The organism is Rhodanobacter sp. Root561 (assembly GCF_001427365.1).
GTDB lineage: Bacteria > Pseudomonadota > Gammaproteobacteria > Xanthomonadales > Rhodanobacteraceae > Rhodanobacter.
On the sequence record NZ_LMGH01000011.1, the window covers coordinates 358,502 to 384,350 of the forward strand.

Here is a 25,849-nt window from a genome sequence, read left to right on the forward strand (position 1 = left end):
CCATGTTCAATCATTTGCTCAGCCTGTTGATCTGGCTTCCCGTCATCGGCGCCATCCCGGTGCTGCTTGCCGGCTCGGCCCGTCCGAACCTGGCCCGCTGGCTGTCGCTGCTGGTGGCGGTGCTGACCTTCGTGGTCAGCCTGTTCCTGCTGGTGCAGTACGACCCTGCCGGCAATGCCATGCAGCTGGTCGAAAGCCATCTGTGGATCGCCTCGTGGGGCGTCCATTACGGACTGGCGGTCGACGGCATCTCGGTGGCGCTGATCGTGATGACCACCTTCGTCGGCATCCTGGTGATCGTGGGCGCCTGGGAAGTCATCCAGGACAAGCCGCACCAGTACATGGCCGCGATGCTGATGCTGGAAGGCCTGCTGATCGGCGTGTTCTGCGCCACCGACGCGCTGCTGTTCTATGCGCTGTTCGAGGCCATCCTGATCCCGATGTTCATCCTGATCGGCATCTGGGGTGGTCCGCGCCGCGTGTATGCCACGCTGAAGTTCTTCATCTACACGTTCTTCGGCTCGGTCTTCATGCTGATCGCGCTGCTGTACCTGTACCAGAAGGCGCACACGTTCGACCTGGCCACGCTGGCGGCGCTGCCACTGACGTTCAAGGAGCAGGCCTGGATCTTCTTCGCGTTCCTGATCGCGTTCGCGATCAAGGTACCGATGGTGCCGGTGCACACCTGGTTGCCGGACGCCCACGTCGAGGCGCCCACCGGCGGCTCGGTGGTGCTGGCGGCGGTGATGCTGAAGGTGGGCACGTACGGCATGTTGCGCTTCATCCTGCCGATCGTGCCGGACGCGGGCGCGCATTTCGCGTGGATCATCATCGTGCTGAGCCTGGTCGCGGTGGTCTACATCGGCTATGTCGCACTGGTGCAGGAAGACATGAAGAAGCTGGTGGCGTATTCGTCCGTGGCGCACATGGGCTTCGTCACGCTGGGCATCTTCATCGCGTTCGCGCTGGTGCGCGAGCAGGGCAATACCGACATGGCGCTGCTCGGCATGCAGGGCGCGATGATCCAGATGATTTCGCACGGCTTCGTCTCCGGCGCCATGTTCACCTGCATCGGCGTGATGTACGACCGCCTGCATACCCGGGCGATCAAGGATTACGGCGGCGTGATCAACGTGATGCCGTGGTTCGGCTTCTTCTACGTGCTGTTTGCCATGGCCAACTGCGGCCTGCCGGGCACCAGCGGTTTCGTCGGCGAGTTCATGGTGATCCTGGCCAGCTTCAGCGCCAATCCGTGGATTGCGCTGTTTGCCGCCTTCACCCTGATCATCGGCGCGGGCTACACGCTGTGGCTGGTCAAGCGCGTGCTGTGGGGCGAGATCACCAACCCGCACGTGGCCGAGATGAAGGAAATCAACGGCCGCGAAACCTTCGTGCTGGCGTCCTTCGCCGCCGCCGTGCTGGCGCTGGGCATCTGGCCGCAGCCGCTGGTCCACCTGATGGATGGCTCGGTGGCGCAGCTGGTGCAGCAACTCGCCATTCACAAGATTTGATCGGGACCGAACATGCCAACACTGAATGACATCCTGATCCTGCTGCCGGAGTTCTACCTGGTCGCAGCGGCGTGCCTGCTGTTGCTGCTGGACGCCTTCATGAAGCCCGCGCAGCGCCCGCTGCTGCACTGGCTGTCGATCGCCGTGCTGCTGGTGGCGATCTACCTGGTGATCGCCGGTCAACCCACGGAGGCGAGGAGCGCCTTCGGCGGCATGTTCCTGCGCGACGACGTGGCCGAGATCCTGAAGGTGTTCGCGCTGGCCACCACCGCGCTGGTCTTCGTCTACGCCCGCCCGTACCTGATCGACCGCAAGCTGCTGGGCGGCGAGTTCTACACGCTGATGATCTTCGCGGTGATCGGCATCATGCTGCTGGTCTCGGCCGGCAACCTGGTCACGATCTATCTGGGACTGGAGCTGCTGTCGCTGTCGTCCTACGCGCTGGTGGCGCTGAACCGCGACGCGAAGCTGCCGCCGGAGGCGGCGATCAAGTACTTCGTGCTGGGCGCACTGGCCTCGGGCATGCTGTTGTACGGCATGTCGATGGTCTATGGCGCTTCCGGCATGGGCGGCACGCCGACGCTGGACCTGGCCCAGTTGCACAACGTGATGAGCTACACCACGGCACCGACGCTGCTGCTGTTCGGCCTGATCTTCATGATCGTCGGCATCGGCTTCAAGCTGGGTGCGGCGCCGTTCCACATGTGGATTCCGGACGTCTACCAGGGCGCGCCCACGCCGGTCACCACCTTCATCGCCTCGGGTTCGAAGCTGGCCGCATTCGGCATGGCCTGGCGCCTGCTCGATGGCGGCATGGGCGACCTGTCGCAGCACTGGCAGCTGATGCTGGCGGTGCTGGCGGTGTTGTCGCTGGCGATCGGCAACCTGGTCGCCATCGTGCAGACCAACCTCAAGCGCATGTTGGCGTATTCGACCATCTCGCACATGGGCTACCTGCTGCTGGGCTTGGCGGCTGCCGGCCCGGAAGGCTATGCGGCGGCGATGTTCTACGCGATCTGCTATGCGCTGATGGGCGTGGCCGCGTTCGGCGTGATGCTGGCGATGAGCCGGGCAGGGTTCGAGTGCGAGGAAATCGCCGACCTGAAGGGCCTCAACCAGAAGTCGTCGTGGATGGCCTTCCTGATGCTGCTGGCGATGTTCTCGCTGGCCGGCGTGCCGCCGCTGTTCGGCTTCTGGGCCAAGGTGCTGGTGCTGGAAGCGGCGATCCACGCGGACATGCTGTGGCTGGCGATCGTCGGCATCGTGTTCGCGATCATCGGCCTCTACTACTACCTGCACGTGGTCAAGGTGATGTACTTCGACAAGCCGGCCGAAGGCAGCCAGTTGCAGGCGCAGGCGGACAAGCCGCTGCGCGTGGTGCTGTCGATCAATGCGCTGTCGTTGCTGGCGCTGGGCCTGTACTGGGGCCCGCTGCTGGGATGGTGCCGTCGCGCATTCGGTTTGTGAATCGTCGATGGATGCCGTTGCCGAACGATTGAGGCTTGCAAGAAACCGGCCACCCCGGTAAACTCTTCGGACTCTGATGCGGGGTGGAGCAGTCTGGCAGCTCGTCGGGCTCATAACCCGAAGGTCGCAGGTTCGAATCCTGCCCCCGCTACCAGATCTTTCTTGATGCAAGAAAGCCTCCTCGTGAGGCTTTTTTGTTGGGCGCACGGATGCGTCGTGCCTGGCGGCTCCGGCTGTCGAGCGCACCGGAAAGAGCTGCACGAGGAGGACATCGGCGTGATAAGGAAATGGGCCGTTGGAGCCCATTTTTTGTTTCTGCCGTTCTGACGGCAGTGAGTCGGGAAGACGATCATGGATACACAGGCACTGGCACAACGCTTCACCGAGGTACTGGCCGATCTGGGCCTGGAATGCCTTGGCGTGGAGTTCAATCCGTCGCATGGGCAGAGTACCCTTCGCGTCTACCTGGACCTGCTGGACAAGACGACCGGCGACGGCGAACGCCGCGAAGTGGGTATCGAGGATTGCGAATCCGCCAGTCGTGAATTGTCCGCCATGCTCGACGTGGAAGATCCGATTCCGGGCCATTACGTGCTGGAGGTTTCCTCGCCGGGTCTGGATCGTCCGCTGTTCACCGCGGAACAGTTTGCGCGGGTCGACGGACAGGAAGTGAAGTTGCTGCTGAAGGCGCCGCTGGAAGGGCGTCGCCGCTTGCGCGGCAAGCTGGTTTCGGTGGAAGGCGAGCACATCGTGCTGGAAGCCGAAGGCAAGACATTCGAATTCGATCACGCGCTGGTGGAAAGTGCGCGTGTGGTGCCGGACTGGGTGGCGCTCGGTTATGCGCCGCAGCCCAAGCGCGGCGGCAAGAAACCGGCCGGTTGAGGCCAGTCGGAAACAAATTGAGAGTGCGGCCATGGACGGCCGCTTTTTGATCCTGGCGTTCAGGGATGAACGCAAAAGTTAACCTTCGGGTGCCGTCGGCATCTATGGAGCAGCTGCAATGAGCAAAGAACTTTTGCTGGTCGTCGACGCGGTCGCCAATGAAAAGGGCGTGCCGGAAGAAGTGATTTTCGAGGCGATGGAGGCCGCGCTGGCCTCGGCCGCGAAGAAGCGCTATCCCGACGAGGAGCCTGATGTTCGGGTGTCGATCAATCACGACACCGGCGAGTACGAGACCTTTCGTCGCTGGGAAGTGATTGCCGACGATGGCGAGATGGAATCGCCGTCCTACCAGCTGCGCCTGATGGATGCGCTGGACGAGCGCGCCGATGCCCAGGTGGGTGAATACATCGAGCAGCAGGTCGAGAACGCCGAATTCGGCCGCATCGCGGCGCAGGCCGCCAAGCAGGTGATCGTGCAGCGCGTGCGCGAGGCCGAGCGCCAGCAGGTGGTCGATGCCTTCGCCGATCGCGTCGGCGAGCTGGTCACCGGCATCGTCAAGCGCGTCGAGCGCGGCAACATCTACCTCGACCTGGGCAGCAACGCCGAGGCGTTCATCCCGCGCGACAAGACGATTCCCCGTGAATCGGCCCGCGTCGGCGATCGCGTGCGCGGCTACCTTTACGAAGTGAAGTCCGAAGCCCGCGGCCCGCAGCTGTTCGTGTCGCGCGCGGCACCGGAATTCATGATCGAGCTGTTCAAGCTGGAAGTGCCGGAAGTCGGCCAGGGCCTGGTGGAGATCAAGGGCTGCGCCCGCGATCCGGGTGACCGCGCCAAGATCGCCGTGCTGGCCCACGACAGCCGCACCGATCCGATCGGCGCCTGCATCGGCATGCGCGGTTCGCGCGTGCAGGCGGTGTCGAATGACCTCAACGGCGAGCGCGTCGACATCATCCTGTGGCACGAGAACCAGGCGCAGTTCGTCATCAACGCGATGGCGCCGGCCGAAGTGCAGTCCATCATCATGGACGAGGAAAAGCACTCGATGGACATCGCGGTGGCCGAGGACAAGCTGTCCCAGGCGATCGGCCGTGGCGGCCAGAACGTGCGCCTTGCCAGCAAGCTGACCGGTTGGCAGCTCAACGTGATGACCCAGGACCAGGTCACCGCCAAGAGCGAATCCGAGCAGGAGGCTGCACGCACCCTGTTCATGGACAAGCTCGAAGTCGACCAGGAAATCGCGGTCATCCTGGTGCAGGAAGGTTTTTCCAGCATCGAGGAAATCGCCTACGTGCCCAGCGCCGAGCTGCTGGCGGTCGAGGGCTTCGACGAGGACATCGTCGAGGAACTGCGCGCCCGCGCCCGCGATGCGTTGCTGACCGAGGCACTGGCGGTGGAGGAGGGCGTGGAAGAGCATCAGCCTTCCGACGAGCTGCTGGCGCTCGACGGCATGGACGAGGCCACCGCTTATGCGCTGGCCGCGCGTGAAGTGGCCACGGTCGACGACCTGGCCGACCTGGCGGTGGATGACCTGATCGATATCGAAGGCATGGACGAGGATCGCGCGGCAGCGCTGATCATGGCTGCCCGGGCACCCATGATTGCGCGACTGGAGAAAGGCGGCTAACCGCGGACGGCAACACCCCGGATGGGTGTGCCGCGAAAGGCTTCTCGCAAGCCTTTCACCACGGATGGAGGTGGCGGTGGCGACAATGCCGCACAGACGATAAGCGCGGGAACGGCGGAGCAAAGAACACGATGTCGGACGTCACGATCAAACAACTCGCCCAGGTACTGGGCATGCCGGTCGACAAGCTGCTGACGCAGCTTGGCGAGGCGGGCATGAAATTCTCCGACCAGGAGCAGGTCATCAGCAGCACCGAGAAGGTGAAGCTGCTTGGCTTCCTGCGCCGCACGCATGGCAAGAGCGAGGCGGTGGCCGAGGTCGATGACAGCGCTCCTCGCCAGATCACCCTCAAGCGACGCACGGTCGGCGAGCTCAAGGTCGCCACGCCCGGCGGGCGCGGCGCCGCCGCCACGGCCAAGACGGTCAACGTCGAAGTGCGCGCCAAGCGCACCTACGTCAAGCGCAGCGTGATCGCCGAGGAAGCCAGCGCCGAGCCCGAGCGCGAGGATGCCGTGCGCAAGCTGCAGGAATCGCAGCAGCAGCGCGAGCAGGAAGAGCGCGAGCGCATCGAGGCCGAACAGCGTCGGCAGGCGGAAGCGCAGCAGCGTGCCCTGGACGACCAGCAGCGCAAGGCCGAACAGGAGCAGCGCGAGGCGGAAGCCGCTGTTCCCGAGGTCGAGCCTGTCACGTCCGGAAAGGTCGAGGCGGCAGCCGAGCCGGAATCCGCCCCCGAGGCGCCGTCCGCGGTGGCTGCGGCCGACGATGCGTCGGTCGTGCAGCGCATCGATCAGCGCGAGCTGGGCATGATCCTGCCGCGCATCCACGAGCCGCGCAAACGCGAAAAGCTGGTCAAGCCGGCCGCGGCACCTGCCGCGCCGGCCGCTGCCGCGGCAACGCCAGCCCGTGCCACGACGGCAGCAACGCCGGCGACGGCGGCCAGCGATGCCGCCCGCGGCAAACCCAAGCACTCGCGCGAGCGCGCCGAACTACCGGGCAACAAGGAAGATCGCGAGGCAGGCAAGCGTTTTGCCGGTGGCCAGATGCATCTGAGCGAAGCCGACCGTGCCCGCCGTTCCTCCTCCAGCGGCAAGCGTGGCAAGCCCGGCCGCAGCGGCGGCCGCGAGATGTCGCGCAGCAGCGCGCCGAGCGGTCCGCACGGGTTCTCGCGTCCCACCGCACCGGTGGTGCGCGAAGTGGTCATCAGTGACAGCAACGTCGTCGCCGACCTGGCCCAGAAGATGGCGGTCAAGGGTTCCGAGGTGGTCAAGGCGCTGTTCAAGATGGGCGTGATGGCGACCATCAACCAGACCGTAGACCACGACACCGCCGTGCTGGTGGTCGAGGAGCTCGGCCACACGCCGGTCGCCGACAACCAGAACAACGCCGAGGAAACGCTGGCGGCGCACACCCAGAACGTCGAACTGGAAGGCGAGAAGATCACGCGCCCGCCGGTGGTCACGATCATGGGTCACGTCGATCACGGCAAGACCTCGCTGCTCGATTACATCCGCCGCACCAAGGTTGCCTCCGGCGAAGCCGGCGGCATCACCCAGCACATCGGCGCGTACCACGTGGAAACGTCGAAGGGCGTGATCACCTTCCTGGACACCCCGGGCCACGCGGCGTTCACCTCGATGCGTGCCCGTGGCGCGCAGTCGACCGACATCGTGATCCTGGTGGTGGCGGCCGATGACGGCGTGATGCCGCAGACCGTGGAAGCGGTGAAGCATGCGCGCGCCGCCAAGGTGCCGCTGATCGTCGCGGTCAACAAGATGGACAAGGACGGCGCCAACCCCGACAACGTCAAGCAGGGCCTGGTGCAGTACGAAGTGGTGCCGGAAGACTGGGGCGGCGACGTCCAGTTCATCCCGGTGTCGGCCAAGACCGGTGCCGGCGTCGAGGATCTGCTCGATGCGATCTCGGTGCAGGCCGAGGTGATGGAATTGAAGGCCGTTGCCGATGGCCGCGCCTCCGGCGTGGTGATCGAGTCCAGCCTGGACCGCGGTCGTGGTCCGGTGGCGACCGTGCTGGTGCAGCAGGGCACGTTGCGCAAGGGCGACTTCGTGGTCTGCGGCGTCGAATACGGCCGCATGCGCGCGCTGATCGACGAAACCGGCAAGCAGGTGACCGAAGCCGGTCCGTCGATTCCGGTGCAGGTGCTGGGTCTGTCCGGCGTGCCGGAGACCGGTGACGACTTCGTCGCCGTCGAGGACGAGCGTCTGGCTCGCGAGGTCGCCGAGGAGCGTCAGCAGAAGCGCCGCGAGACGCGCATGGTCAGCAAGAGCAACCGGCTCGAGGACATCATCGCCAAGATGGGCCAGGGCGTGGAGCAGCAGACGCTCAACATCCTGGTCAAGGGCGACGTGCAGGGCTCGGTCGAAGCCTTGCGCGAGTCGCTGACCCAGATCGGCAACGATCGGGTGCGGGTCAACGTGGTGGCCTCCGGCGTGGGCGGCATCACCGAGTCTGACGCCACCCTGGCGGCCGCGTCCAAGGCGTTGATCATCGGTTTCAACGTCCGCGCCGACGCGTCGGCGCGCAAGGTGATCGAGACCAGCGGCCTGGACGTGCGCTACTTCTCGATCATCTACGACGTGATCGACCAGGTGACCCAGGCAGCCACCGGCCTGCTCGGCATGGAAGTGCGCGAGGACATCATCGGCACCGCCGAAGTCCGCGACGTGTTCCGCAGCTCCAAGTTCGGCGCCGTGGCCGGTTGCATGGTCACCGAAGGCACGGTCAAGCGCAGCAAGCCGATCCGCGTGCTGCGCGACAACGTGGTGATCTTCGAGGGCGAGCTGGAATCGCTGCGCCGCTTCAAGGAACTGGTCGACGAAGTGCGCAACGGCATGGAGTGCGGCATCGCCGTCAAGCAGTACAACGACGTCAAGCCGGGCGACCAGATCGAGTGCTTCGAGCGCACCGAGGTGGCACGCACGCTTTGACCTTGAGCCCCTCTCCCCTTGGGAGAGGGGTTGGGGTGAGGGTCCACGACCTGCGTGAAGTTTCATACAGGGTCGTGAACCCTCATCCGCCCCTCGCGGGGCACCTTCTCCCAAGGGGAGAAGGGATATCGTCCTTCGGAGTTTTCCTATGCCTTCCCGCGACTTCAAACGTACTGACCGCATCGGCGCCGAATTGCGTCGCGAGCTGGGCTTGCTGGTGCACGCGGCCGTGCGCGATCACGGCTTGCCGTCGGTCAGCGTGTCGGACGTGGAGATCACCCGCGACCTGGACTGGGCGACGGTGTGGGTCACCGCGATGCTGCCCGAGCAGGGTCTGCCCGCGGTGAAGGCGCTCAATGCCATCAGCCATGAGATCCGTCATTCGCTGGCGCACAGCGGCATGCGCATGCGCCGGGTGCCGGAGCTGAAGTTCAAGTACGACGATTCGGTCGACAAGGGCGAGCGGATCGAGTCGCTGCTGCGCGAGCAGGCCCGCACCATCGCGCCGCCGGACAGCGACGCCGAGGACTGAGCGGTTGCAAGGATCGTCGCTGAATCCATGAGTCGCCAGTCCCGCATCCAGTTCCGTGACCTGCACGGGATCGTCCTGCTCGACAAGCCGCTGGGTCTGAGTTCCAACCAGGCGCTGCAGGCCGTGCGTCGCCTGCTGCGTGCGTCCAAGGGCGGCCACACCGGTGCGCTTGATCCGCTGGCCACCGGACTGTTGCCGCTGTGTTTCGGCGAGGCCACCAAGCTGGCCGGCAGCCTGCTCGGCGCGCGCAAGGCGTATCTGGCCGAATGCCGGCTGGGCATCACCACCGATACGGCTGACAGCGAAGGCGAGATCGTTCGCCAGTTGCCGGTGCCGCCGCTCGACGCTGCGGCGATCGAGACGGCGCTGGCCAGGCTTCGCGGCCGCATCCTGCAGGTGCCGCCGATGTATTCGGCGCTGAAGCACGACGGCGAGCGGCTTTACGCCAAGGCGCGCCGGGGCGAGGTAGTCGACGTGCCCGCGCGTGAAGTGGACGTGCACCGCCTGGAATTGCTCGAGCGCGACGGGGAAACCCTGCGCCTGCTGGTGGAATGCGGTTCGGGCACCTATGTCCGCTCGTTGGCGGTCGATCTGGGCGAGGATATCGGCTGCGGCGCCCACCTGACCGCACTGCGGCGGATCTGGGTCGAGCCGTTCCGCGAGCCGCAGATGGTGACCCTGGCGCAGCTCGAGCAGGCCGCGGAGCAGGGTGACGAAGCGCTGCTGGCATGGCTGCTGCCGGTATCGGCGGGCCTGTCGGATCTGCCGGTCCTGCACCTGGACGAAGCGCAGAGCATGGCGGTTTCACGTGGTCAGCAGATCAGCCTGCCGGGGTTGCCGGAAGCCGGTCGCTGCGCGGCCTACGCCAGCGACGGTGCGCTGCTGGCGCTGCTGGAAAGCGATGCGGAAGGACGTGCTCGCGTCATTCGCGGCTTCAACTTGCCGCCGGACTGACCGATTTGCCCGCAAAACGCCTTGCGCACTTGTTGTAATAGCACTCCCATCAGTAGAATAGACAAGTTATTTCAACGCTTTCACTCAACTAGGCGAAGCTTGCGCTTGCGTCATCGCCGATGATGCAAGCGCAAGCTTCGCATCGCCTTATCAAGGAAACGTACTCCATGTCCCTTACCGCAGAACAGACCGGCAAGATCATCGCTGATTTCGGCCGCGTGCCGAACGACACCGGTTCGACCGAAGTCCAGGTGGCGCTGTTGTCCGCCCGCATCGACCACCTCACCGGCCACTTCAAGGAACACAAGCAGGATCACCACTCCCGCCGTGGCCTGCTGAAGCTGGTCAATCAGCGCAAGCGCCTGCTCAGCTATCTGAAGGATCGCGATCTTGCGCGCTATCAGACCCTGATCGAACGCCTCGGCCTGCGCCGGTAATTTCGTGCGTTCCACCGTGAACGCAAAGATCAAGAGGCGCCCATCCGTGGGCGCACTTCTCAATCAGATCAGGAATTAAGCACGTGGCAAAAGTAACCAAGTCATTCCAGTACGGTAATCACGAAGTCACACTGGAGACGGGCGAAATTGCCCGCCAGGCGTCCGGTGCGGTCATGGCCAGCATGGGCGGCACCGTGGTGCTGGTCACCGCTGTCGCTGCGACCAAGCAGAAGGAAGGCCAGGATTTCTTCCCGCTCACCGTCGACTACGTCGAGAAGTTCTATTCCGCCGGCCGCATCCCCGGCGGCTTCTTCAAGCGCGAAGGCCGTCCGACCGAGAAGGAGACGCTGACCTCGCGCCTGATCGATCGCCCGGTGCGCCCGCTGTTCCCGGAAGATTTCAAGAACGAAGTGCAGGTCATCGCGCAGGTCGTCTCGCTGAACCCGGAAGTCGACGGTGACATCGTGGCCTTGCTCGGCGCCTCTGCCGCGCTGAGCCTGGCCGGCATCCCGTTCAAGGGCCCGATCGGCGCCGCCCGCGTCGGCTACGCCAATGGCAAGTACCTGCTGAACCCGTCGCAGACCGAGCTGAAGACTTCGCAGCTGGACCTGGTCGTCGCCGGTACCGCGGGCGCCGTGCTGATGGTGGAATCCGAAGCGCAGCTGCTGTCCGAGGACGTGATGCTCGGCGCGGTGATGTTCGGTCACCAGCAGATGCAGACCGCGATCCGCGCGATCGCCGAACTGGCCACCGAGGCCGGCAAGCCGTCGTGGGACTGGAAGGCTCCGGCCCGCAACGAGTCGCTGGTTGCCGCCGTCAAGGGCGCGGTCGGCGATCAGCTGGCTGCAGCGTTCCAGGTGCGCGACAAGCTGGAGCGTCGCGACGCGATCTCCGCGATCAAGGCCGACGTGCTGGCTGGCCTCAAGGCGCAGGCCGAAGAGAACGGCTGGTCCACCGGCGCGATGGCCAAGGAATTCGAGGAACTCGAATACCACACCATGCGCGACAGCGTGCTGAAGACCAAGGTGCGCATCGACGGCCGCCAGCTGGACGACGTGCGCGCGATCACCGCCCGCGTCGGCGTGCTGCCCCGCACCCACGGTTCGGCGCTGTTCACCCGCGGCGAGACCCAGGCGCTGGTCGTCATCACGCTGGGCACCACGCGTGATGCGCAGATCATCGACGCGCCCGGCGGCGAGTCGAAGGACCCGTTCCTGTTCCACTACAACTTCCCTCCGTTCTCGGTGGGTGAAGCCGGTCGTTTCGGCGCGCCGAAGCGTCGCGAGATCGGTCATGGCCGCCTCGCCAAGCGTGGCGTGCAGGCGGTCAAGCCGAGCATCGAGGAATTCCCGTACGTGGTGCGCGTGGTCTCGGAAATCACCGAGTCCAACGGTTCCTCGTCGATGGCCTCGGTGTGCGGTTCCTCGCTGGCGATGATGGATGCCGGCGTGCCGCTGAAGGCACCGGTCGCCGGTATCGCCATGGGCCTGGTCAAGGAAGGCAACGACTTCGTCGTGCTGTCCGACATCCTGGGCGACGAGGATCACCTCGGCGACATGGACTTCAAGGTGGCCGGCAGTGCCGAAGGCATCTCCGCGCTGCAGATGGACATCAAGATCGACGGCATCACCGAAGAGATCATGAAGGTGGCGCTGGCCCAGGCCAAGCAGGGTCGCCTGCACATCCTCGGCGAAATGGGCAAGGCGCTGACCACCGCCCGCACCGAAATGAGCGAGTTCGCCCCGCGCCTGATCACCATCAAGATCCACCCGGACAAGATCCGCGAAGTGATCGGCAAGGGCGGCGCCACGATCCGCTCGATCACCGAAGAGACCGGCACCACGATCGACATCAGCGACGACGGCACCATCATCGTCGGCTCGGTCAATCGCGAGGCGGGCGAAGCGGCGAAGAAGCGCATCGAGCAGATCACCTCCGACGTCGAGCCGGGCCGCATCTACGAGGGCAAGGTCGCCAAGCTGATGGACTTCGGCGCGTTCGTGACGATCATGCCGGGCAAGGATGGTCTGGTCCACGTGTCGCAGATCTCCGACGAGCGCGTCGAGAAGGTCTCCGACAAGCTGAAGGAAGGCGACATCGTCAAGGTCAAGGTGCTGGAAGTCGACAAGCAGGGCCGCATCCGCCTGTCGATGAAGGCCGTGACGGAAGACGAGCGCGCAGCAAGCGTCTGAGTTTTCGCTTCGTCAGCAGTAACATGAAGAAGGCCCGGCTCACGCCGGGCCTTCTTCGTTGCGGGCCGATGATCCGCTGTCATGACCTTTTGCTAGGATGGCGAGAACCGTTGACGAGGACGCACCGATGGCCGATCCGGCGAATGATTTCATGAAGGACTATCAGGCGCTGGCGCAGCAGTCATGGGACTCCTGGACGAGGCAATTCCAGCAGCCATCCGCGGCCAACCCGTTTGCGCCCCCACCGTCGCAGGCGACGGGCACCGACACGTTGGAACGCACCCTGTCCGGCCTGAAAGGCTATTTCGACTGGATGCAGAATGCTGCCAGCGGAGGCGTGACTCAGCGGCCATCCAGTGACTGGCAGCAGCAATTGCAACAGATGTTCGGGACCGGCAACCCGCCCTTTGCGCAGGCCTTCGGTGGCATCGACAGTGCCGGTGCCGAGAGTTTTGCGCGGCAGTGGCAGTCCTGGTCGCAGGCGGCCCAACGCATGGGCCTGGGCGACATGCCGGGTGCGCATGGTCCGACGCCGGCATTCGGCCTCAATCGCGAACAGCAGATGCAGCAGCAGGAACTGGGCATGGCCTTGCTGGCGTCCTTGCAGGCGTCCGCCAGATACCAGGAGCTGATCCAGAAGGCCAACACGCAAGGCATGCAGCGCCTGCAGGAAAAGTTGACCGCACACGCCGCGCCGGGGCGCCAGGTCGATTCCCTGAAGGGCCTGTACGACTTGTGGGTGGACGCTTCCGAGGAGGCCTACGCCGACATCGCGCTTTCCGTGGAATTCCGCGACGCTTATGGCGAAATGGTCAACACGCAGATGCGCGTGCGCCAGTTGCAGCAGCGACAGACCGAGCAGATGTGCCAGCAGCTCGGCGTGCCGACTCGCAGCGAGGTGTCGAGCCTGGGCCAGCGATTGCAGGCCTTGCGCCGCGAGTTCCGTGCCAGCCAGGCTGGCGCTTCCGGCGGTCGTGCCGACGAGCTCGTCGCCTTGCGCCGCGAAGTGGCTGCATTGAAGCGTCAGCTGGGTGATCGCCCGGCCACGAAGCCCGCGGCGGGAAAGACGGCTGCGGCGAAACCGTCGGCCGCCGTGAAGAACTCTGCAGCGACGAAGAAGCCAGCGGCAAAGGGCACGCGCAAGCCTGCCACCACGTCCACGGCCAGCGCGCGCAAGCGCAAGTAAGGGAGCGTTGTCATGCAGAGTCCATTGCACATCGATCCGACCAAGGCATTGGCCGACATGTCGGCGTTCCAGCGCAAGCTGGCGGCAGGCATGGCCAACCTGCGCAACATGCGCGAACCCGAATACGCGAATACGCCGCGCGAGCTGGTCTACAGCGAGGACAAGCTCAAGGTCTGGCACTTCACCGGCCACGGCAAGGCCACCTCGAAGACACCACTGCTGATCGTCTACGCGCTGGTCAACACGGTGTGGATGACCGACCTGCAGGCTGACCGCTCGATGGTGCGCAACCTGCTGGAGCAGGGCGAGGACGTCTACCTGATCGACTGGGGTTATCCCGACGGTGCCGACCGCTGGCTGACCCTGGACGACTACATCAACGGCTACCTCGATCGTTGCGTCGACGTGGTGCGTGCGCGCCACGATCTGGACGCGATCAACCTGCTCGGCATCTGCCAGGGCGGCGCGTTTTCGCTGTGCTACACCGCGCTGCACCCGGACAAGGTGAAGAACCTGATCACCATGGTCACGCCGGTGGACTTCCACACGCCGGACAACATGCTGTCCAGCTGGTGCCGCAGCATGGACGTGGACCTGTTCGTCGACACCATGGGCAACATCCCCGCGGGCCTGATGAACTACGTTTACCTCACCCTGAAGCCGGTGCGGCTGAACCAGCAGAAGTACATCGGCATGGTCGACATCCTCGACAACCCGAACGAGCTGGAGAACTTCCTGCGCATGGAGCGCTGGATCTTCGATTCGCCGGACCAGGCCGGGGAGGCGTTCCGCCAGTTCATCAAGGATTTCTACCAGGGCAACAAGCTGGTCAAGGGCACGCTGGAGATCGGCGGCAAACCCGTAGATCTTGGCATGGTGACGCAGCCGGTGCTGAACATCTTCGCCGAGCAGGATCACCTGGTGCCGCCGGACGCTTCGCGCGCGCTTGGCAGGCATGTCGGCACCACCGACTACACCCAGCTCGCGTTCAAGGGCGGCCACATCGGCATCTACGTTTCCGGCCGTGCCCAGCGCGAGGTGCCGCCGGCGATCCACCACTGGCTGGCGGAGCGCTCCCGCTGAATTCAGTGCGATAGAGATGGAGGCAGTTTGCCGCTTGTCGCGGGATGGCATGCAGCACCGATCTCATGGGCGATGGCCAGTTCCGCGTTGAAGAGCGATTCCTTTCTTCGCAGGAATCACGAAACCAAGGAACTGGCACAGCTGCCCATCGCTCCACCAGCGTCATTCCTGCGAAGGCAGGAACCGCATTTCCGTACGAGGCATCGCCATCGACGGGCGACCCATGGTCGGGCACGCCGGCGGCCACGCTTCGGCACCATCCGGCTGCCAGACATAGAACTCGCCGGAGCGTGGCCCCTTGGTATCGCGCGCGAACAGCAGGGATTTTCCGCTCGGTGAAAATGCCGCGCCGATTTCGCTGCCATTGACGTTCACCGCCGGCCCGAGGCTGCGGCGCTCGCTCCAGCCATCCTGCCGGCGCTCGCTCTGGTACAGGCCGCCATCGGCCATCACGATCAGCCGCCGGCCGTCCGGTGAAGGCAGCGGTTCGTACTCATCGCCCGGCGTATTGATCGCCTTGCCCAGGTTCTCCACCCGCCAGTGGCCCGAGTTGTCTTCGCGGGCACGCCAGATGTCGGTCTTGCCGAAGCCGCCCGGGCGATCGGAACCGAAATACAGCCAGCCGTCTGGCGCCGGGCGCGGGAACCACTCCTGGCCGCGCGAATTGACCGGCGGTGGCAATCGTCGAGGCTCGCCCCAGCCACCCCCATCGCGGCGGTCGACCTCCCAGATGTCGAGGTCCTGGTGTTTCTGGCCGTCCGTCGAACGAGTGGAGATGAAGTACAGGTGCTTCCCGTCCGAGGTGATGAATGGATCGGCCTCCACGCCGTCGCCTGCGAAGCTGGCATCGGCAGGCGTGCCCCAGCCGTCGGCGTTGCAGTGGCTGACCATGATTCGCCAGCCGCGGAAACTCGGCGAGCTGCGCACGAAGTAGAAGTCGCCATGTCCCGGATCGAAGGCGCCGTGCGACTCGAACAACTCCGACGAGATTCGTGGTGGCGCCCACGGTGCGGTGGCCGGTGCCGCGTTCGCACACAGGATCGTGCTTGCGCCGAGCAGGCCAAGGGCGAGCGAAAGATGCCAGCCGGTTGCGCGCTTCGGGTGACGATTGCCGTTCGTCATGCGTGTACTCCCTCGTGTCGTCGGTACGACTATAAGACGGCGGCGGATCGGCCGGGCCCGCCCGGGCGCATGCTACGCTTTCCTTTTCCTTGCATGCGGTCCGAGAGCAATGACGATTTCGCCGACGCCAACCCGCGAACACGATTCCATCCGTGCCGTGCAGTGGCAGGGCGATCATTTGCGCCTGCTCGATCAGCGCCTGCTGCCGGCCGAAGAGCACTGGATCGATTGCCGCGATGCGGAGCAGGTCACCCAGGCGATCCGCGATCTGGTGGTGCGCGGAGCGCCGGCCATCGGCATTGCTGCGGCCTGGGGCGTGGCGATGGCTGCGCTGCAGGGCGCGACGCTGGAGCCGGTATTGGCGACCTTGCGTGCCGCCCGCCCCACGGCGGTGAACCTGATGTGGGCACTGGATCGGATGAAGAAGCGCATCGCCGCCGGTGCCGATGCCGACGCACTGGTGCGCGAGGCGCAGGCGATCCAGGATGAAGACTTGGCCGCCAATCGGCACATGGGCGAGCTGGGGGCATCGCTGATCACGGCCGGTTCGGGAGTGTTGACACATTGCAACACCGGCTCGCTGGCCACCGCCGGTTACGGCACGGCGCTGGGCGTGATCCGCGCCGGCGTCGCGGCGGGGCGGATCGCGCGGGTCTATGCCGGCGAAACCCGGCCATGGCAGCAAGGTGCCAGGTTGACCATGTGGGAACTGATGCGCGACGGCGTCCCGGCCCAGCTGATCGCCGATTCCGCCGCCGCCCACCTGATGAAATCCGGTGCGGTGCAATGGGTGATCGTGGGTGCCGACCGGATCGCCGCCAACGGCGACACCGCGAACAAGATCGGTACCTACCAGCTGGCCATCGCCGCGAAATACCACGGCGTGAAGTTCATGGTGGTGGCGCCGTCCTCCACGGTCGACATGGCCACGGGCACGGGCGAGGAAATCGAGATCGAACTGCGTGATGCGGCCGAGTTGCTGAGCACCGCCGGCCGCCGCACGGTGGTCGAGGGCGCACAGGCGTGGAATCCGGTATTCGATGTGGCGCCCGCCGAACTCATCGATGCGATCGTCACCGAGCGCGGCGTGATCGAGCGGCCGAACAGCCTCGCCATGCAGGCGATGTTCGGCTGAAAAGTGCCTGGCCGGGTACTTTCCGGGAGGTCCCTGGCCACCTTCGGCCGGACCCGCGTGGCCGCTTGCGCGCACCTGTCGCAGCGGCTTCGGCGGCCTTGCTGCTGATCAATATGTAAGCAGTCTGCGGAGCGCTTTGCACAAGCTGTGAGGCTCGGCTGCAAGCTATTGATTTTGAAAGGCTAAATCCTGTCGTTTTGGGGCTGCTTGTGCTAAAATCGACGGGTTGATTTCGGGTCGCTTGCGCATGCGCCGGAGGCGCGGCACCAGCGTCCTTTTTTTGTCATCAAGGAAGCCGATTCATGGCAGAACTCGCCAAAGAAATCATTCGCGTCAACATCGAAGACGAGATGCGCCAGAGCTACCTCGATTACGCCATGAGCGTGATCGTGGGGCGCGCTCTTCCCGATGTGCGCGATGGTCTGAAACCCGTGCATCGCCGCGTGCTGTTCGCGATGAGCGAGCTGGGCAACGTGTGGAACAAGCCGTACAAGAAATCGGCGCGCGTGGTCGGTGACGTGATCGGTAAGTACCATCCGCATGGCGACCAGTCGGTCTACGACGCGATCGTGCGCATGGCGCAACCGTTCTCGCTGCGCTACATGCTGGTCGACGGCCAGGGCAACTTCGGCTCGGTCGACGGCGACAACGCCGCGGCGATGCGATACACCGAAGTGCGCATGTCGCGGCTCACCCACGAGCTGCTGGCCGACATCGACAAGGACACCGTCGACTTCGGGCCGAACTACGACGAGAGCGAGCACGAGCCGCTCGTGCTGCCGTCGCGCGTGCCGACCCTGCTGGTGAACGGTTCGGCCGGCATCGCGGTCGGCATGGCCACCAACATCCCGCCGCACAATCTCAACGAAGTCATTGCCGCGACGATCGCGCTGATCGATGAGCCGGCGCTGTCGATCGACCAGCTGATGCATTACGTGCCGGGTCCGGATTTTCCGACCAGCGGCATCATCAACGGCTCGTCCGGCATCATCGAGGCCTACCGCACCGGCCGCGGCCGCATCCTGGTGCGGGCCAGGGCGGAGATCGAAACCGAGGCCAACGGCCGCGAGACGATCATCATCCACGAGCTGCCCTACCAGGTGAACAAGGCGCGGCTGATCGAGAAGATCGCCGAGCTGGTCAAGGAAAAGAAGCTCGAAGGCATCAGCGAGCTGCGCGACGAGTCCGACAAGGACGGCATGCGCGTCGTCATCGAGATCCGCAAGGACGCGATGGGCGACGTGGTGCTGAACAACCTGTTCCAGCAGACCCAGCTGCAGGTCACCTTCGGCATCAACATGGTGGCCCTGCTGGACGGCCAGCCGAAGCTGCTGAACCTCAAGGACATCCTCGAGGCGTTCATTCGCCACCGTCGCGAAGTGGTCACCCGCCGCACCATTTTCGAGCTGCGCAAGGCACGCGCCCGCGCGCACATCCTCGAAGGCCTCACCGTGGCGCTGGCCAACATCGACGAGATGATCGATCTGATCAAGACCTCGTCATCGCCGGCCGAAGCACGCGAGCGCATGCTGGCACGCAAGTGGCAGCCGGGCATGGTCGGCGCCTTGCTCTCCGCCGCCGGTGCCGATGCATCGCGACCGGAGGACATGGACCCGCGCGAAGGCCTGAAGGCCGACGGTTACCAGCTGTCCGAGATCCAGGCCCAGGAAATCCTGGCGATGCGCCTGCATCGCCTGACCGGGCTGGAGCAGGAAAAGCTTTCCGACGAATACCGCCAGATCCTCGAGGCGATCCGCGCCCTGATCGAGATCCTCGAAAACCCCGATCGCCTGCTCGAGGTGATCCGCGAGGAACTCGAGGCGATCAAGGCCGAGTTCGGCGATGCCCGTCGCACCGAGATCCAGCATTCGCAGGAAGATCTGAACGTGCTCGACCTGATCGCGCCGGAAGACGTCGTGGTCACGCTGTCGCATACCGGCTACATCAAGCGCCAGCCGGCCAGCACTTATCGCGCGCAGAAACGCGGCGGCAAGGGGCGTTCGGCTTCCGCGCTGAAGGACGAGGATTTCGTCGAGCAGCTGTGGGTGGTCAACACGCACGACACCTTGCTGGCCTTCACCAGCACCGGTCGGGTCTACTGGCAGAAGGTCTACCAGATTCCCGAGTCGGGCCCGGGTGCGCGCGGCAAGCCGATCATCAACCTGCTGCCGCTGGGCGAGGGCGAGAAGGTGCAGGCGGTGCTGCCGATCCGCGAGTATGCGGAAGATCGTTTCGTGTTCTTCGCCACCAGGCACGGCACGGTCAAGAAGACCCCGCTGTCCGAGTTCGCCTTCCAGCTGCAGAAGGGCAAGCTGGCGATCAAGCTGCATGACGACGACGCCCTGGTCAACGTGGAACTGACCGACGGCAACAGCGACATCCTGCTGTTCGCCTCCAACGGCAAGGTCAATCGTTTCGACGAGAACACCGTGCGCTCGATGGGCCGCACCGCTTCCGGCGTGCGTGGCATGAAGCTGGTCGGTGGCGCCGAGGTGGTGTCGCTGATCGTGGCGGCCGAAGGCGACATCCTCACCGCCACCGCGCGCGGCTACGGCAAGCGCACCGAACTGGCCGAGTTCACCAAGAAGGGCCGTGGCACCCAGGGCGTGATCGGCATCCAGTGCTCCGAGCGCAACGGTGCGCTGGTGGGCGCGGTGCAGGTCACCGAGGCGCACGAGCTGATGCTGATCTCCGACCAGGGCACGCTAGTGCGTACCCGCGTGGCGGAAGTTTCGCAGCTCGGTCGCAATACCCAGGGCGTCACCCTGATCAAGCTGCCGGCCGACGAAACCCTGGTCAGCGTGATGCGGCTGGATGCGGAAGAGGACAACGGCGAGGATGCCGAAATCATCGGCGCAGACGTGCCCGGTGGTGGCGACGATGCGGCGACCGAGCCGGCGGCCGGCGAAGAGTAGGCCGCCCTCCTGGCGACACGAGAAACCCCGGCATCGCCGGGGTTTTTTTTGAGTGCGTGGCGGGCGTGGCGGATTCAGCGCAGGCTGTCGACCGCCGCCAGCATCGCCTCGGCGCTGGAAACGCGCAGTTCACCGGGTGCCTCCACCTGCACCAGGCGCGCCACCCCATCCTCCGCATACAGCGCAAAACGACGCGTGCGCAGGCCCATGCCGAAGGCGCTGCCATCCAGCTCCAGCCCCAGGGCGCGGGTGAAACTGGCGTTGCCGTCGGCGAGCATCAACAGGCCGGCCGGAACCTGCTGCGAGGCGGCCCAGGCCTGCATCACGTAGCCATCGTTCACCGCCAGGCACATCACGTCGATGCCACGCTGCCGGAACTCGGCAAAATGCGCCGAGTAGCCAGGCAGGTGCCGGTTCGAGCAGGTCGGGGTGAACGCGCCGGGCACGCCGAACAGCAGCACCTTGCGTCCAGCGAACAGGGCGGCGGTCTGCGCTGGCTGGATGTCGCCGTCGATGCACTGGACGGCAGTGTCGGGAATCGTGTCGCCGGGCTGGATGCTCATGCGGGTCTCGGGTCGGGGAGGGGATCGCGCCATGCTAAACGTGCCGCGGCGGGCTGTCGCCTTGAATCGTCCGCGGCCGCACCTATTTTCTGTCTCAGGCGGTAATCGACCGCAAACCAATGCAAGGAGACAAACAATGAACCTGGGTCGTCATGGCATCTGGAACGCGGGCAACGGCCTGCCCGAAGAGATCCGTCAGGCGTTCGACCGCTTCCTGCAACCGGAAGACGGCGATGCCTCCAACGTGGTCACCAGCCAGTGGGCGCCACGCGTCGACATTCGCGAGGACGAGCAGCGCTTCGTGATCCTGGCCGACATCCCCGGCGTGGACCCGGCGCAGATCGAGGTGAGCATGGACAAGGGCATCCTCACCATCAAGGGCGAGCGTGATGCCGTTGCCGCGGAAAAGGACGGCAAGTTCACCCGGGTCGAACGTGCGCGCGGCGCCTTCCATCGCCGCTTCGCCCTGCCGGACAGCGCCGATGCCGAGGGTGTGACGGCGACAGGCAAGTTCGGCGTGCTGGAGATCGTGATACCGAAGAAGGCGCAGGCGACGCCGCGGCGCATTACCATCAACGTGAACCACTGAGGATCGGGTGGCTGATCCCGCGGCGGCGTCGACCCGCCGCGGGTTTTGCGTGAGTCGGGGAGCGGTGAGTGGAATTCAAAGACTATTACGAGATCCTGGGTGTGAAGCCCGATGCCAGCGAGGCCGAGATCAAGTCGGCCTATCGCAAGCTCGCGCGCAAGTACCACCCGGACAAGAACAAGGAAGCCGGCGCCGAAGAGAAGTTCAAGGCGGTCAATGAAGCCAACGAGGTACTCAAGGATGCCGAGAAGCGGCGTTCCTACGACCAGTTGCGCGCCGGCGGCTACCGGCAGGGCGAGCAGTTCAGGCCGCCGCCCGGCTGGCAGGGCCAGCACGGCTTCGGTGGCGGTGACGATAGTGACTTCAGCGACTTCTTCGAGAGCCTGTTCGGGCGCGGCGGTGCCGCGGGTGGTGGCCACCGCGGCCAGCCGCGTCCGCGTCGCGGCCAGGATGTGCAGGCTTCGGTGCAGATCGACCTGCAGACGGCGTTCGACGGCGGTCGCACGCGGCTGGCGATGCACGATCCGGCTGGCGGCGAGCGCGTGCTGGAAGTGAAGATTCCGGCGGGCATCCAGCCCGGCCAGGTGATCCGCCTGTCCGGCCAGGGCCAGCCCGGCATGGCCGGTGGGCCGAACGGCGACCTGCTGCTGGAGGTGGGCATCCGTGATGACGCGCGTTTCCGGCTGGACGGCCGCAACGTGGTGCACGTGCTGCCGATCACGCCGTGGGAGGCGGCACTGGGCGCGGCGGTGCCGGTGCCGACCCTGGCCGGAACGGTCGACCTGCGCATCCCGGCGGGTTCGCAATCGGGGCGCAAGCTGCGGCTGAAGGGCCGTGGCATGCCTGGTGCCCATCCCGGCGACCAGCTGGTGGAGCTGTCCATCCGCACGCCACCGGCGGACACCGACGAGCAGCGTGCCGCCTACGATGCGCTGCAGGCGGCGTTCGGCGACTTCACCCCGCGGTAACGTTTGACGGGTGCGCAGACAGAAGAACGGCGCCCTGGGGCGCCGTTTCTCGTTGCATCCGGTGATTGTTCAGCCCGGCAGGAATTCTTCCAGGGCCTTGACCAGCTCTTCCTCGCGGATCGGCTTGGTCACATAGGCCTTGGCACCCTGGCGCATGCCCCAGACCTTGTCGGTTTCCTGATCCTTGGTGGTGACCAGGATGATCGGGATGTGCGCCGTGTCGGCGTTCTTGCTGATCGTGCGGGTCGCCTGGAAGCCGTTGAGGTTGGGCATGACCACGTCCATCAGGATCAGGTCCGGCTTTTCGGCCTTGGCCACTTCCACGCCGGCGGCACCGTCTTCGGCGGAAAGGGTTTCATGCCCGAGTTTTTCGACGATGCGCTTGATGCCAAGCAGCTGTGAAGGGGAGTCGTCGACGATCAGGATGCGTGCCATAGAAAAATAATCCCCTGCGAGTTTCGTTGATTCTAAGCCGTGGTGATGGTACTTCCAAGCGCAGTTTCTTCAAACCGTGCTGTCGATGCGCACCAGGGTACGTCCGAAGGATTCGCCTGCGAGCATACGCGCAAACACGCCCGGCAGCTCGTCCAGCCCTGCTTCGAGGGTGACGATGCGTTCCAGCTGCCGGGGTTTCCAGTCGCTGGCCAGATGCTGCCAGACGCTGTCGCGCAGGTCGCGGGCGGTGCCCGCCGAGGCGATCCCGAGCAGGCTGGCGCCGCGGATGATGAACGGCATGACGGTGCTGTCGAAGGCGATGCCGCCGGCGTTGCCGCAGATCGCCACGTTGCCGTACGGGCTGATCAGGGGCAACAGGCCGCCCAGCATCGCGCCGCCGACGTTGTCCAGCGCGCCGCCGAAGCGGGCGGAGTCCATCGGCTTGCCGCTGAAGGCGAGCTGGTGGCGATCGACGCATTCGCGGGCACCGAGCGCGCGCAGCGCATCGAAGTGTTCCGCCTTGCCGCTGATGGCGTGCACTTCGTAGCCGGCACGGCTGAAGATATCGATCGCCAGCTGGCCCACGCCGCCGCTGGCACCGGTCACCGCGATCGGGCCCAGGGCCGGCGTCTGCCGATTGTCCTGCATGCGCAGCAGCGCGAGCGCCGCGGTGAAACCGGCGGTGCCGATGATCATGCTTTCGCGCAGGCTTAGCCCGGCAGGCAGCGGAATCGTCCAGCGCGCGTCGAGCCGGGCGTATTCGCCATAACCGCCGTCGCGTGTCTCGGACAGGCCGCTGCCGGTGCACAGCACGGCGTCGCCCTCCCTGAACGCGGGGTCGGTGGAGGTCACCACCCGACCGGCCACGTCGATCCCGCCGTTCAGCGGGTAGCTGCGCAGGATGCGCCCCTTGCCGGTGCCGGCCAGGGCGTCCTTGTAGTTCACCGACGAGTAGGCGACCTTGATCAGGACTTCACCCGGGGACAGCGCGTCGGGGATCATGTTCTCGATGCCGGCACGATGGCCGGCGTCGTCGTGGTGGATGCGGAAAGCGCGGAAACTGTTCATGGCGGTGCCTCCGGTCAGGCGTCGACGCTGCGGGTGTCGATCCATTTCGGCACGTAGCTGCCTTGGTAAGCGGCCATCCAGTCGAACAGCTCCGCCATGCTGTCGCCGAACCAGATGCCATCGCGCTGTTCGGCCCGCACGAAGTTTTCCTGGACCATGTGCTGCATCATCTGGCGCAGGTCGCGATAGTAGCCGCGCACGTCGAGGAAGGCGCAGGGGTACCGATGCAGGCCGAGCTGGGCCCAGGTCAGCATCTCGAACATCTCGTCCATGGTGCCGAAGCCCCCAGGCAGGGCGACGAAGGCATCGGACAACTCGTACATGCGCGTCTTGCGCTGATGCATGGTCTCGACCACCACCAGCTCGCTCAGGCCCGGGTGCGCCACTTCCAGCTCCACCAGCTGGCGCGGAATCACCCCGATCACCTTGCCGCCACCGGCGAGCACGGCATCGGCCACCACGCCCATCAGGCCGACCTTGCCGCCGCCATAGACCAGCGCGATGCCGCGGCGTGCCATTTCGGTGCCGAAGGCATGGGCCTGTTCGGCGTATTCGGGATGGCGGCCAGAGCTGGAGCCGCAGTAGACGCAGAGGGCGGTGGGTTGGGTCATGTAGAGGGACTCGTATTCTTTCTCGTCATTCCGGCGCTGAAAGTTCCGGAAATTCAAACGACGCAGCCCGCCCATGTCGCCACGAGCGGGCCGCTTTGTCGTCGTGCCGGGCGATCAATTGCCCTTGTGGATGGCGCGCTTGTCGACCGACAGGGCGGCTTCGTGCACGGCTTCGGACAGCGTCGGATGCGCGTGGACGATGCGTGCCAGATCCTCGGACGAGCCCTTGAATTCCATCGCCACCACGCACTCGGCGATCAGCTCGGAGACGCCCGGGCCGACCATGTGCACGCCCAGGATGCGGTCGGTTTCGGCGTGGGCGATCATCTTCACCTGGCCGATGGCCTCGTTCATCGCCACGGCGCGGCCGATGGCGGCGAACGGGAAGCTGCCGACCTTGTACGGCACGCCGGCGTCCTTCAGTTCCTTCTCGGTCTTGCCGGCCCAGGCCACTTCCGGCTCGGTGTAGATCACGAACGGGATGGTGTCGTAGTTGACGTGGCCGGCCTTGCCGGCGATCCACTCGGCCACCGCCACGCCTTCCTCGGAGCCCTTGTGCGCCAGCATCGGGCCGCGTACCGCGTCGCCGATCGCCCACACGCCGTCCACGCCGGTGTGGCAGTGTTCGTCGACAAGAATGCGGCCGCGCTCGTCCAGCTTCACGCCGGCGTCGTCGGCCAGCAGGTTCTGCGTGTAGGCGCGGCGGCCGACGGCCACCAGCAGTTTGTCGACGACGAGCTTCTGCTCGCCGCTCTTGTCGGTGTAGGTGAGATGCACGCCGTCCTTCTTCACCTCGGCCTTGTTGAGCTTGGCGTCGAGCTTGATGTCCAGGCCCTGCTTGGCGAACTCCTTGGCGGCAACCTTGGCGATGTCGGCATCGGCCACCGAAAGGAAATCGGGCAGCGCTTCGATGATGGTCACTTCCGCGCCCATGCGGCGCCACACGCTGCCCAGCTCCAGGCCGATCACGCCGGCGCCGATCACGCCCAGGCGCTTCGGCACCTCGGTGAAGTCCAGCGCACCGGCGTTGTCGACGATCGCCTTGCCGTCGAACTTGGCGAACGGCAGCTCGATCGGAATGGAACCGGAGGCCAGGATCACGTTGGTCGCGCTGATCGTCTGCTTGCTGCCATCGGCGGCGGTGATCTCGACCGAGTTGCCCTTCAACAGCTTGCCGGTACCGAAGAACGGGGTGACCTTGTTCGCCTTGAACAGCTGGGCGATGCCACCGGTGAACTGCTTGACGATCTTGTCCTTGCGGCCGATGAACGTGCCCATGTCGACCTTGGCATCGCCCACGCTGATGCCGTGCACCGGCAGGTTGTGCGCGATGTTCCAGAACTGGCGCGAGGAGTCGAGCAGCGCCTTGGACGGGATGCAGCCCACGTTGAGGCAGGTGCCGCCCAGCGCGGGCTTGCCGTCCTTGCCGGTGAACGCGTCGACGCAGGCCGTCTTCAGGCCCAGCTGCGCGGCGCGGATCGCGGCCACGTAGCCGGCCGGGCCGGCGCCAATGACGATGACATCGAATTTTTCGCTCATTTTATTCACTCAGGGGAATAGGGAATGGGGAATCGGGAATCGTTGGAGCAGGGCGGGCTTCGCTTTGACGATTCCCGATTCTCCATTCCCG

The 25,849-nt window shown here is 65.3% G+C and carries 21 protein-coding genes and 1 tRNA gene; 16 read left to right on the plus strand and 6 right to left on the minus strand.

Translation table 11 applies throughout. The features are described from left to right. Positions 1 to 2: 2 nt before the first annotated feature. The 12 genes from ASD55_RS10505 to ASD55_RS10560 all read left to right on the plus strand — a co-directional run bounded on the left by ASD55_RS10505 (position 3) and on the right by ASD55_RS10560 (position 14,813). On the plus strand, positions 3 to 1,511 hold the full coding sequence (locus tag ASD55_RS10505) for an NADH-quinone oxidoreductase subunit M (RefSeq protein ID WP_056765937.1): 1,509 nt from the start codon (positions 3 to 5) through the stop codon (positions 1,509 to 1,511). 12 nt (positions 1,512 to 1,523) lie between these two features. Then, positions 1,524 to 2,978 carry an NADH-quinone oxidoreductase subunit NuoN gene (gene nuoN / locus ASD55_RS10510; protein WP_056765939.1) on the plus strand — a complete coding sequence of 485 codons (1,455 nt, stop codon included), beginning with the start codon at positions 1,524 to 1,526 and terminating at the stop codon, positions 2,976 to 2,978. A gap of 77 nt (positions 2,979 to 3,055) precedes the next feature. After that, a tRNA-Met gene (locus ASD55_RS10515) sits at positions 3,056 to 3,132 on the plus strand. A 197-nt stretch (positions 3,133 to 3,329) separates the two neighbouring features. Continuing rightward, positions 3,330 to 3,860, plus strand: a complete 531-nt coding sequence (gene rimP / locus ASD55_RS10520; protein WP_056718847.1) for a ribosome maturation factor RimP — start codon at positions 3,330 to 3,332, stop codon at positions 3,858 to 3,860. Between the two features lie 118 nt (positions 3,861 to 3,978). After that, positions 3,979 to 5,484, plus strand: coding sequence for a transcription termination factor NusA (nusA, locus tag ASD55_RS10525; protein WP_007805223.1), 1,506 nt, complete (start codon positions 3,979 to 3,981; stop codon positions 5,482 to 5,484). A 131-nt stretch (positions 5,485 to 5,615) separates the two neighbouring features. Then, positions 5,616 to 8,429 (plus strand): translation initiation factor IF-2, encoded by a 2,814-nt coding sequence (gene infB, locus ASD55_RS10530; protein ID WP_056765940.1) that lies wholly within the window; start codon positions 5,616 to 5,618, stop codon positions 8,427 to 8,429. A 148-nt stretch (positions 8,430 to 8,577) separates the two neighbouring features. Next, on the plus strand, positions 8,578 to 8,961 hold the full coding sequence (gene rbfA, locus ASD55_RS10535; RefSeq protein WP_056765942.1) for a 30S ribosome-binding factor RbfA: 384 nt from the start codon (positions 8,578 to 8,580) through the stop codon (positions 8,959 to 8,961). Positions 8,962 to 8,988: 27 nt separating this feature from the next. Next, the gene (gene truB, locus ASD55_RS10540; RefSeq protein ID WP_056765945.1) at positions 8,989 to 9,915 is read left to right on the plus strand and encodes a tRNA pseudouridine(55) synthase TruB; all 927 of its coding nucleotides are present in this window, start codon (positions 8,989 to 8,991) and stop codon (positions 9,913 to 9,915) included. Positions 9,916 to 10,082: 167 nt separating this feature from the next. Beyond that, complete coding sequence (gene rpsO, locus ASD55_RS10545) at positions 10,083 to 10,352, plus strand: 30S ribosomal protein S15 (RefSeq protein ID WP_007513234.1); 270 nt, start codon at positions 10,083 to 10,085, stop codon at positions 10,350 to 10,352. Between the two features lie 83 nt (positions 10,353 to 10,435). Continuing rightward, a complete protein-coding gene (gene pnp, locus ASD55_RS10550) occupies positions 10,436 to 12,544 on the plus strand; it encodes a polyribonucleotide nucleotidyltransferase (protein WP_056718851.1) in 2,109 nt (702 codons plus the stop codon). A gap of 97 nt (positions 12,545 to 12,641) precedes the next feature. Beyond that, positions 12,642 to 13,730 carry a poly(R)-hydroxyalkanoic acid synthase subunit PhaE gene (locus tag ASD55_RS10555; protein ID WP_235577780.1) on the plus strand — a complete coding sequence of 363 codons (1,089 nt, stop codon included), beginning with the start codon at positions 12,642 to 12,644 and terminating at the stop codon, positions 13,728 to 13,730. Between the two features lie 12 nt (positions 13,731 to 13,742). Further along, complete coding sequence (locus ASD55_RS10560; protein ID WP_056765946.1) at positions 13,743 to 14,813, plus strand: class III poly(R)-hydroxyalkanoic acid synthase subunit PhaC; 1,071 nt, start codon at positions 13,743 to 13,745, stop codon at positions 14,811 to 14,813. A gap of 162 nt (positions 14,814 to 14,975) precedes the next feature. Here ASD55_RS10560 and ASD55_RS10565 read toward each other — a convergent pair whose 3' ends face one another. Next, positions 14,976 to 15,935 carry a PD40 domain-containing protein gene (locus tag ASD55_RS10565; RefSeq protein WP_082542742.1) on the minus strand — a complete coding sequence of 320 codons (960 nt, stop codon included), beginning with the start codon at positions 15,933 to 15,935 and terminating at the stop codon, positions 14,976 to 14,978. Between the two features lie 109 nt (positions 15,936 to 16,044). Between ASD55_RS10565 and mtnA the strand changes: the two genes are divergently transcribed. Both mtnA and gyrA read left to right on the plus strand, forming a co-directional pair. Then, positions 16,045 to 17,070, plus strand: a complete 1,026-nt coding sequence (gene mtnA / locus ASD55_RS10570) for an S-methyl-5-thioribose-1-phosphate isomerase (protein WP_056718854.1) — start codon at positions 16,045 to 16,047, stop codon at positions 17,068 to 17,070. Between the two features lie 302 nt (positions 17,071 to 17,372). Beyond that, complete coding sequence (gyrA, locus tag ASD55_RS10575) at positions 17,373 to 19,985, plus strand: DNA gyrase subunit A (RefSeq protein ID WP_056765948.1); 2,613 nt, start codon at positions 17,373 to 17,375, stop codon at positions 19,983 to 19,985. 74 nt (positions 19,986 to 20,059) lie between these two features. Here the strand turns inward: gyrA and ASD55_RS10580 are convergent, their stop codons facing one another. Continuing rightward, positions 20,060 to 20,548: a peroxiredoxin gene (locus tag ASD55_RS10580; RefSeq protein ID WP_056765949.1), complete on the minus strand. Its 489-nt coding sequence runs from the start codon at positions 20,546 to 20,548 to the stop codon at positions 20,060 to 20,062. A gap of 136 nt (positions 20,549 to 20,684) precedes the next feature. On the opposite strand from ASD55_RS10580, the gene ASD55_RS10585 reads away from it, so the two are divergent. Both ASD55_RS10585 and ASD55_RS10590 read left to right on the plus strand, forming a co-directional pair. Then, a complete protein-coding gene (locus ASD55_RS10585; RefSeq protein ID WP_056718857.1) occupies positions 20,685 to 21,137 on the plus strand; it encodes an Hsp20/alpha crystallin family protein in 453 nt (150 codons plus the stop codon). A gap of 68 nt (positions 21,138 to 21,205) precedes the next feature. Continuing rightward, positions 21,206 to 22,105 carry a J domain-containing protein gene (locus ASD55_RS10590; RefSeq protein ID WP_056718858.1) on the plus strand — a complete coding sequence of 300 codons (900 nt, stop codon included), beginning with the start codon at positions 21,206 to 21,208 and terminating at the stop codon, positions 22,103 to 22,105. A 69-nt stretch (positions 22,106 to 22,174) separates the two neighbouring features. On the opposite strand, the gene pilH is transcribed toward ASD55_RS10590, so the two are convergent. The 4 genes from pilH to lpdA form a co-directional block, all read right to left on the minus strand. Further along, positions 22,175 to 22,540 (minus strand): twitching motility response regulator PilH, encoded by a 366-nt coding sequence (gene pilH / locus ASD55_RS10595; RefSeq protein ID WP_056718859.1) that lies wholly within the window; start codon positions 22,538 to 22,540, stop codon positions 22,175 to 22,177. Positions 22,541 to 22,609: 69 nt separating this feature from the next. After that, on the minus strand, positions 22,610 to 23,608 hold the full coding sequence (locus ASD55_RS10600; protein WP_056766082.1) for a YhdH/YhfP family quinone oxidoreductase: 999 nt from the start codon (positions 23,606 to 23,608) through the stop codon (positions 22,610 to 22,612). Between the two features lie 14 nt (positions 23,609 to 23,622). After that, entirely contained in the window at positions 23,623 to 24,219 is a 597-nt protein-coding gene (locus tag ASD55_RS10605; protein WP_056765951.1) for a TIGR00730 family Rossman fold protein, read from the minus strand. A gap of 114 nt (positions 24,220 to 24,333) precedes the next feature. Continuing rightward, positions 24,334 to 25,758: a dihydrolipoyl dehydrogenase gene (gene lpdA, locus ASD55_RS10610; RefSeq protein WP_056765953.1), complete on the minus strand. Its 1,425-nt coding sequence runs from the start codon at positions 25,756 to 25,758 to the stop codon at positions 24,334 to 24,336. Positions 25,759 to 25,849: the final 91 nt, after the last annotated feature.

What these genes read in the sequence shown, in the direction of transcription:
- ASD55_RS10505 (WP_056765937.1), top strand. Translation starts at nt 3, where the DNA reads ATGTTCAATCATTTGCTCAGCCTGTTGATCTGGCTTCCCGTCATCGGC.
- nuoN (WP_056765939.1), top strand. Translation starts at nt 1,524, where the DNA reads ATGCCAACACTGAATGACATCCTGATCCTGCTGCCGGAGTTCTACCTG.
- rimP (WP_056718847.1), top strand. Translation starts at nt 3,330, where the DNA reads ATGGATACACAGGCACTGGCACAACGCTTCACCGAGGTACTGGCCGAT.
- nusA (WP_007805223.1), top strand. Translation starts at nt 3,979, where the DNA reads ATGAGCAAAGAACTTTTGCTGGTCGTCGACGCGGTCGCCAATGAAAAG.
- infB (WP_056765940.1), top strand. Translation starts at nt 5,616, where the DNA reads ATGTCGGACGTCACGATCAAACAACTCGCCCAGGTACTGGGCATGCCG.
- rbfA (WP_056765942.1), top strand. Translation starts at nt 8,578, where the DNA reads ATGCCTTCCCGCGACTTCAAACGTACTGACCGCATCGGCGCCGAATTG.
- truB (WP_056765945.1), top strand. Translation starts at nt 8,989, where the DNA reads ATGAGTCGCCAGTCCCGCATCCAGTTCCGTGACCTGCACGGGATCGTC.
- rpsO (WP_007513234.1), top strand. Translation starts at nt 10,083, where the DNA reads ATGTCCCTTACCGCAGAACAGACCGGCAAGATCATCGCTGATTTCGGC.
- ASD55_RS10555 (WP_235577780.1), top strand. Translation starts at nt 12,642, where the DNA reads ATGGCGAGAACCGTTGACGAGGACGCACCGATGGCCGATCCGGCGAAT.
- ASD55_RS10560 (WP_056765946.1), top strand. Translation starts at nt 13,743, where the DNA reads ATGCAGAGTCCATTGCACATCGATCCGACCAAGGCATTGGCCGACATG.
- ASD55_RS10565 (WP_082542742.1), bottom strand. Translation starts at nt 15,935, where the DNA reads ATGACGAACGGCAATCGTCACCCGAAGCGCGCAACCGGCTGGCATCTT.
- mtnA (WP_056718854.1), top strand. Translation starts at nt 16,045, where the DNA reads ATGACGATTTCGCCGACGCCAACCCGCGAACACGATTCCATCCGTGCC.
- gyrA (WP_056765948.1), top strand. Translation starts at nt 17,373, where the DNA reads ATGGCAGAACTCGCCAAAGAAATCATTCGCGTCAACATCGAAGACGAG.
- ASD55_RS10580 (WP_056765949.1), bottom strand. Translation starts at nt 20,548, where the DNA reads ATGAGCATCCAGCCCGGCGACACGATTCCCGACACTGCCGTCCAGTGC.
- ASD55_RS10585 (WP_056718857.1), top strand. Translation starts at nt 20,685, where the DNA reads ATGAACCTGGGTCGTCATGGCATCTGGAACGCGGGCAACGGCCTGCCC.
- pilH (WP_056718859.1), bottom strand. Translation starts at nt 22,540, where the DNA reads ATGGCACGCATCCTGATCGTCGACGACTCCCCTTCACAGCTGCTTGGC.
- ASD55_RS10600 (WP_056766082.1), bottom strand. Translation starts at nt 23,608, where the DNA reads ATGAACAGTTTCCGCGCTTTCCGCATCCACCACGACGACGCCGGCCAT.
- ASD55_RS10605 (WP_056765951.1), bottom strand. Translation starts at nt 24,219, where the DNA reads ATGACCCAACCCACCGCCCTCTGCGTCTACTGCGGCTCCAGCTCTGGC.
- lpdA (WP_056765953.1), bottom strand. Translation starts at nt 25,758, where the DNA reads ATGAGCGAAAAATTCGATGTCATCGTCATTGGCGCCGGCCCGGCCGGC.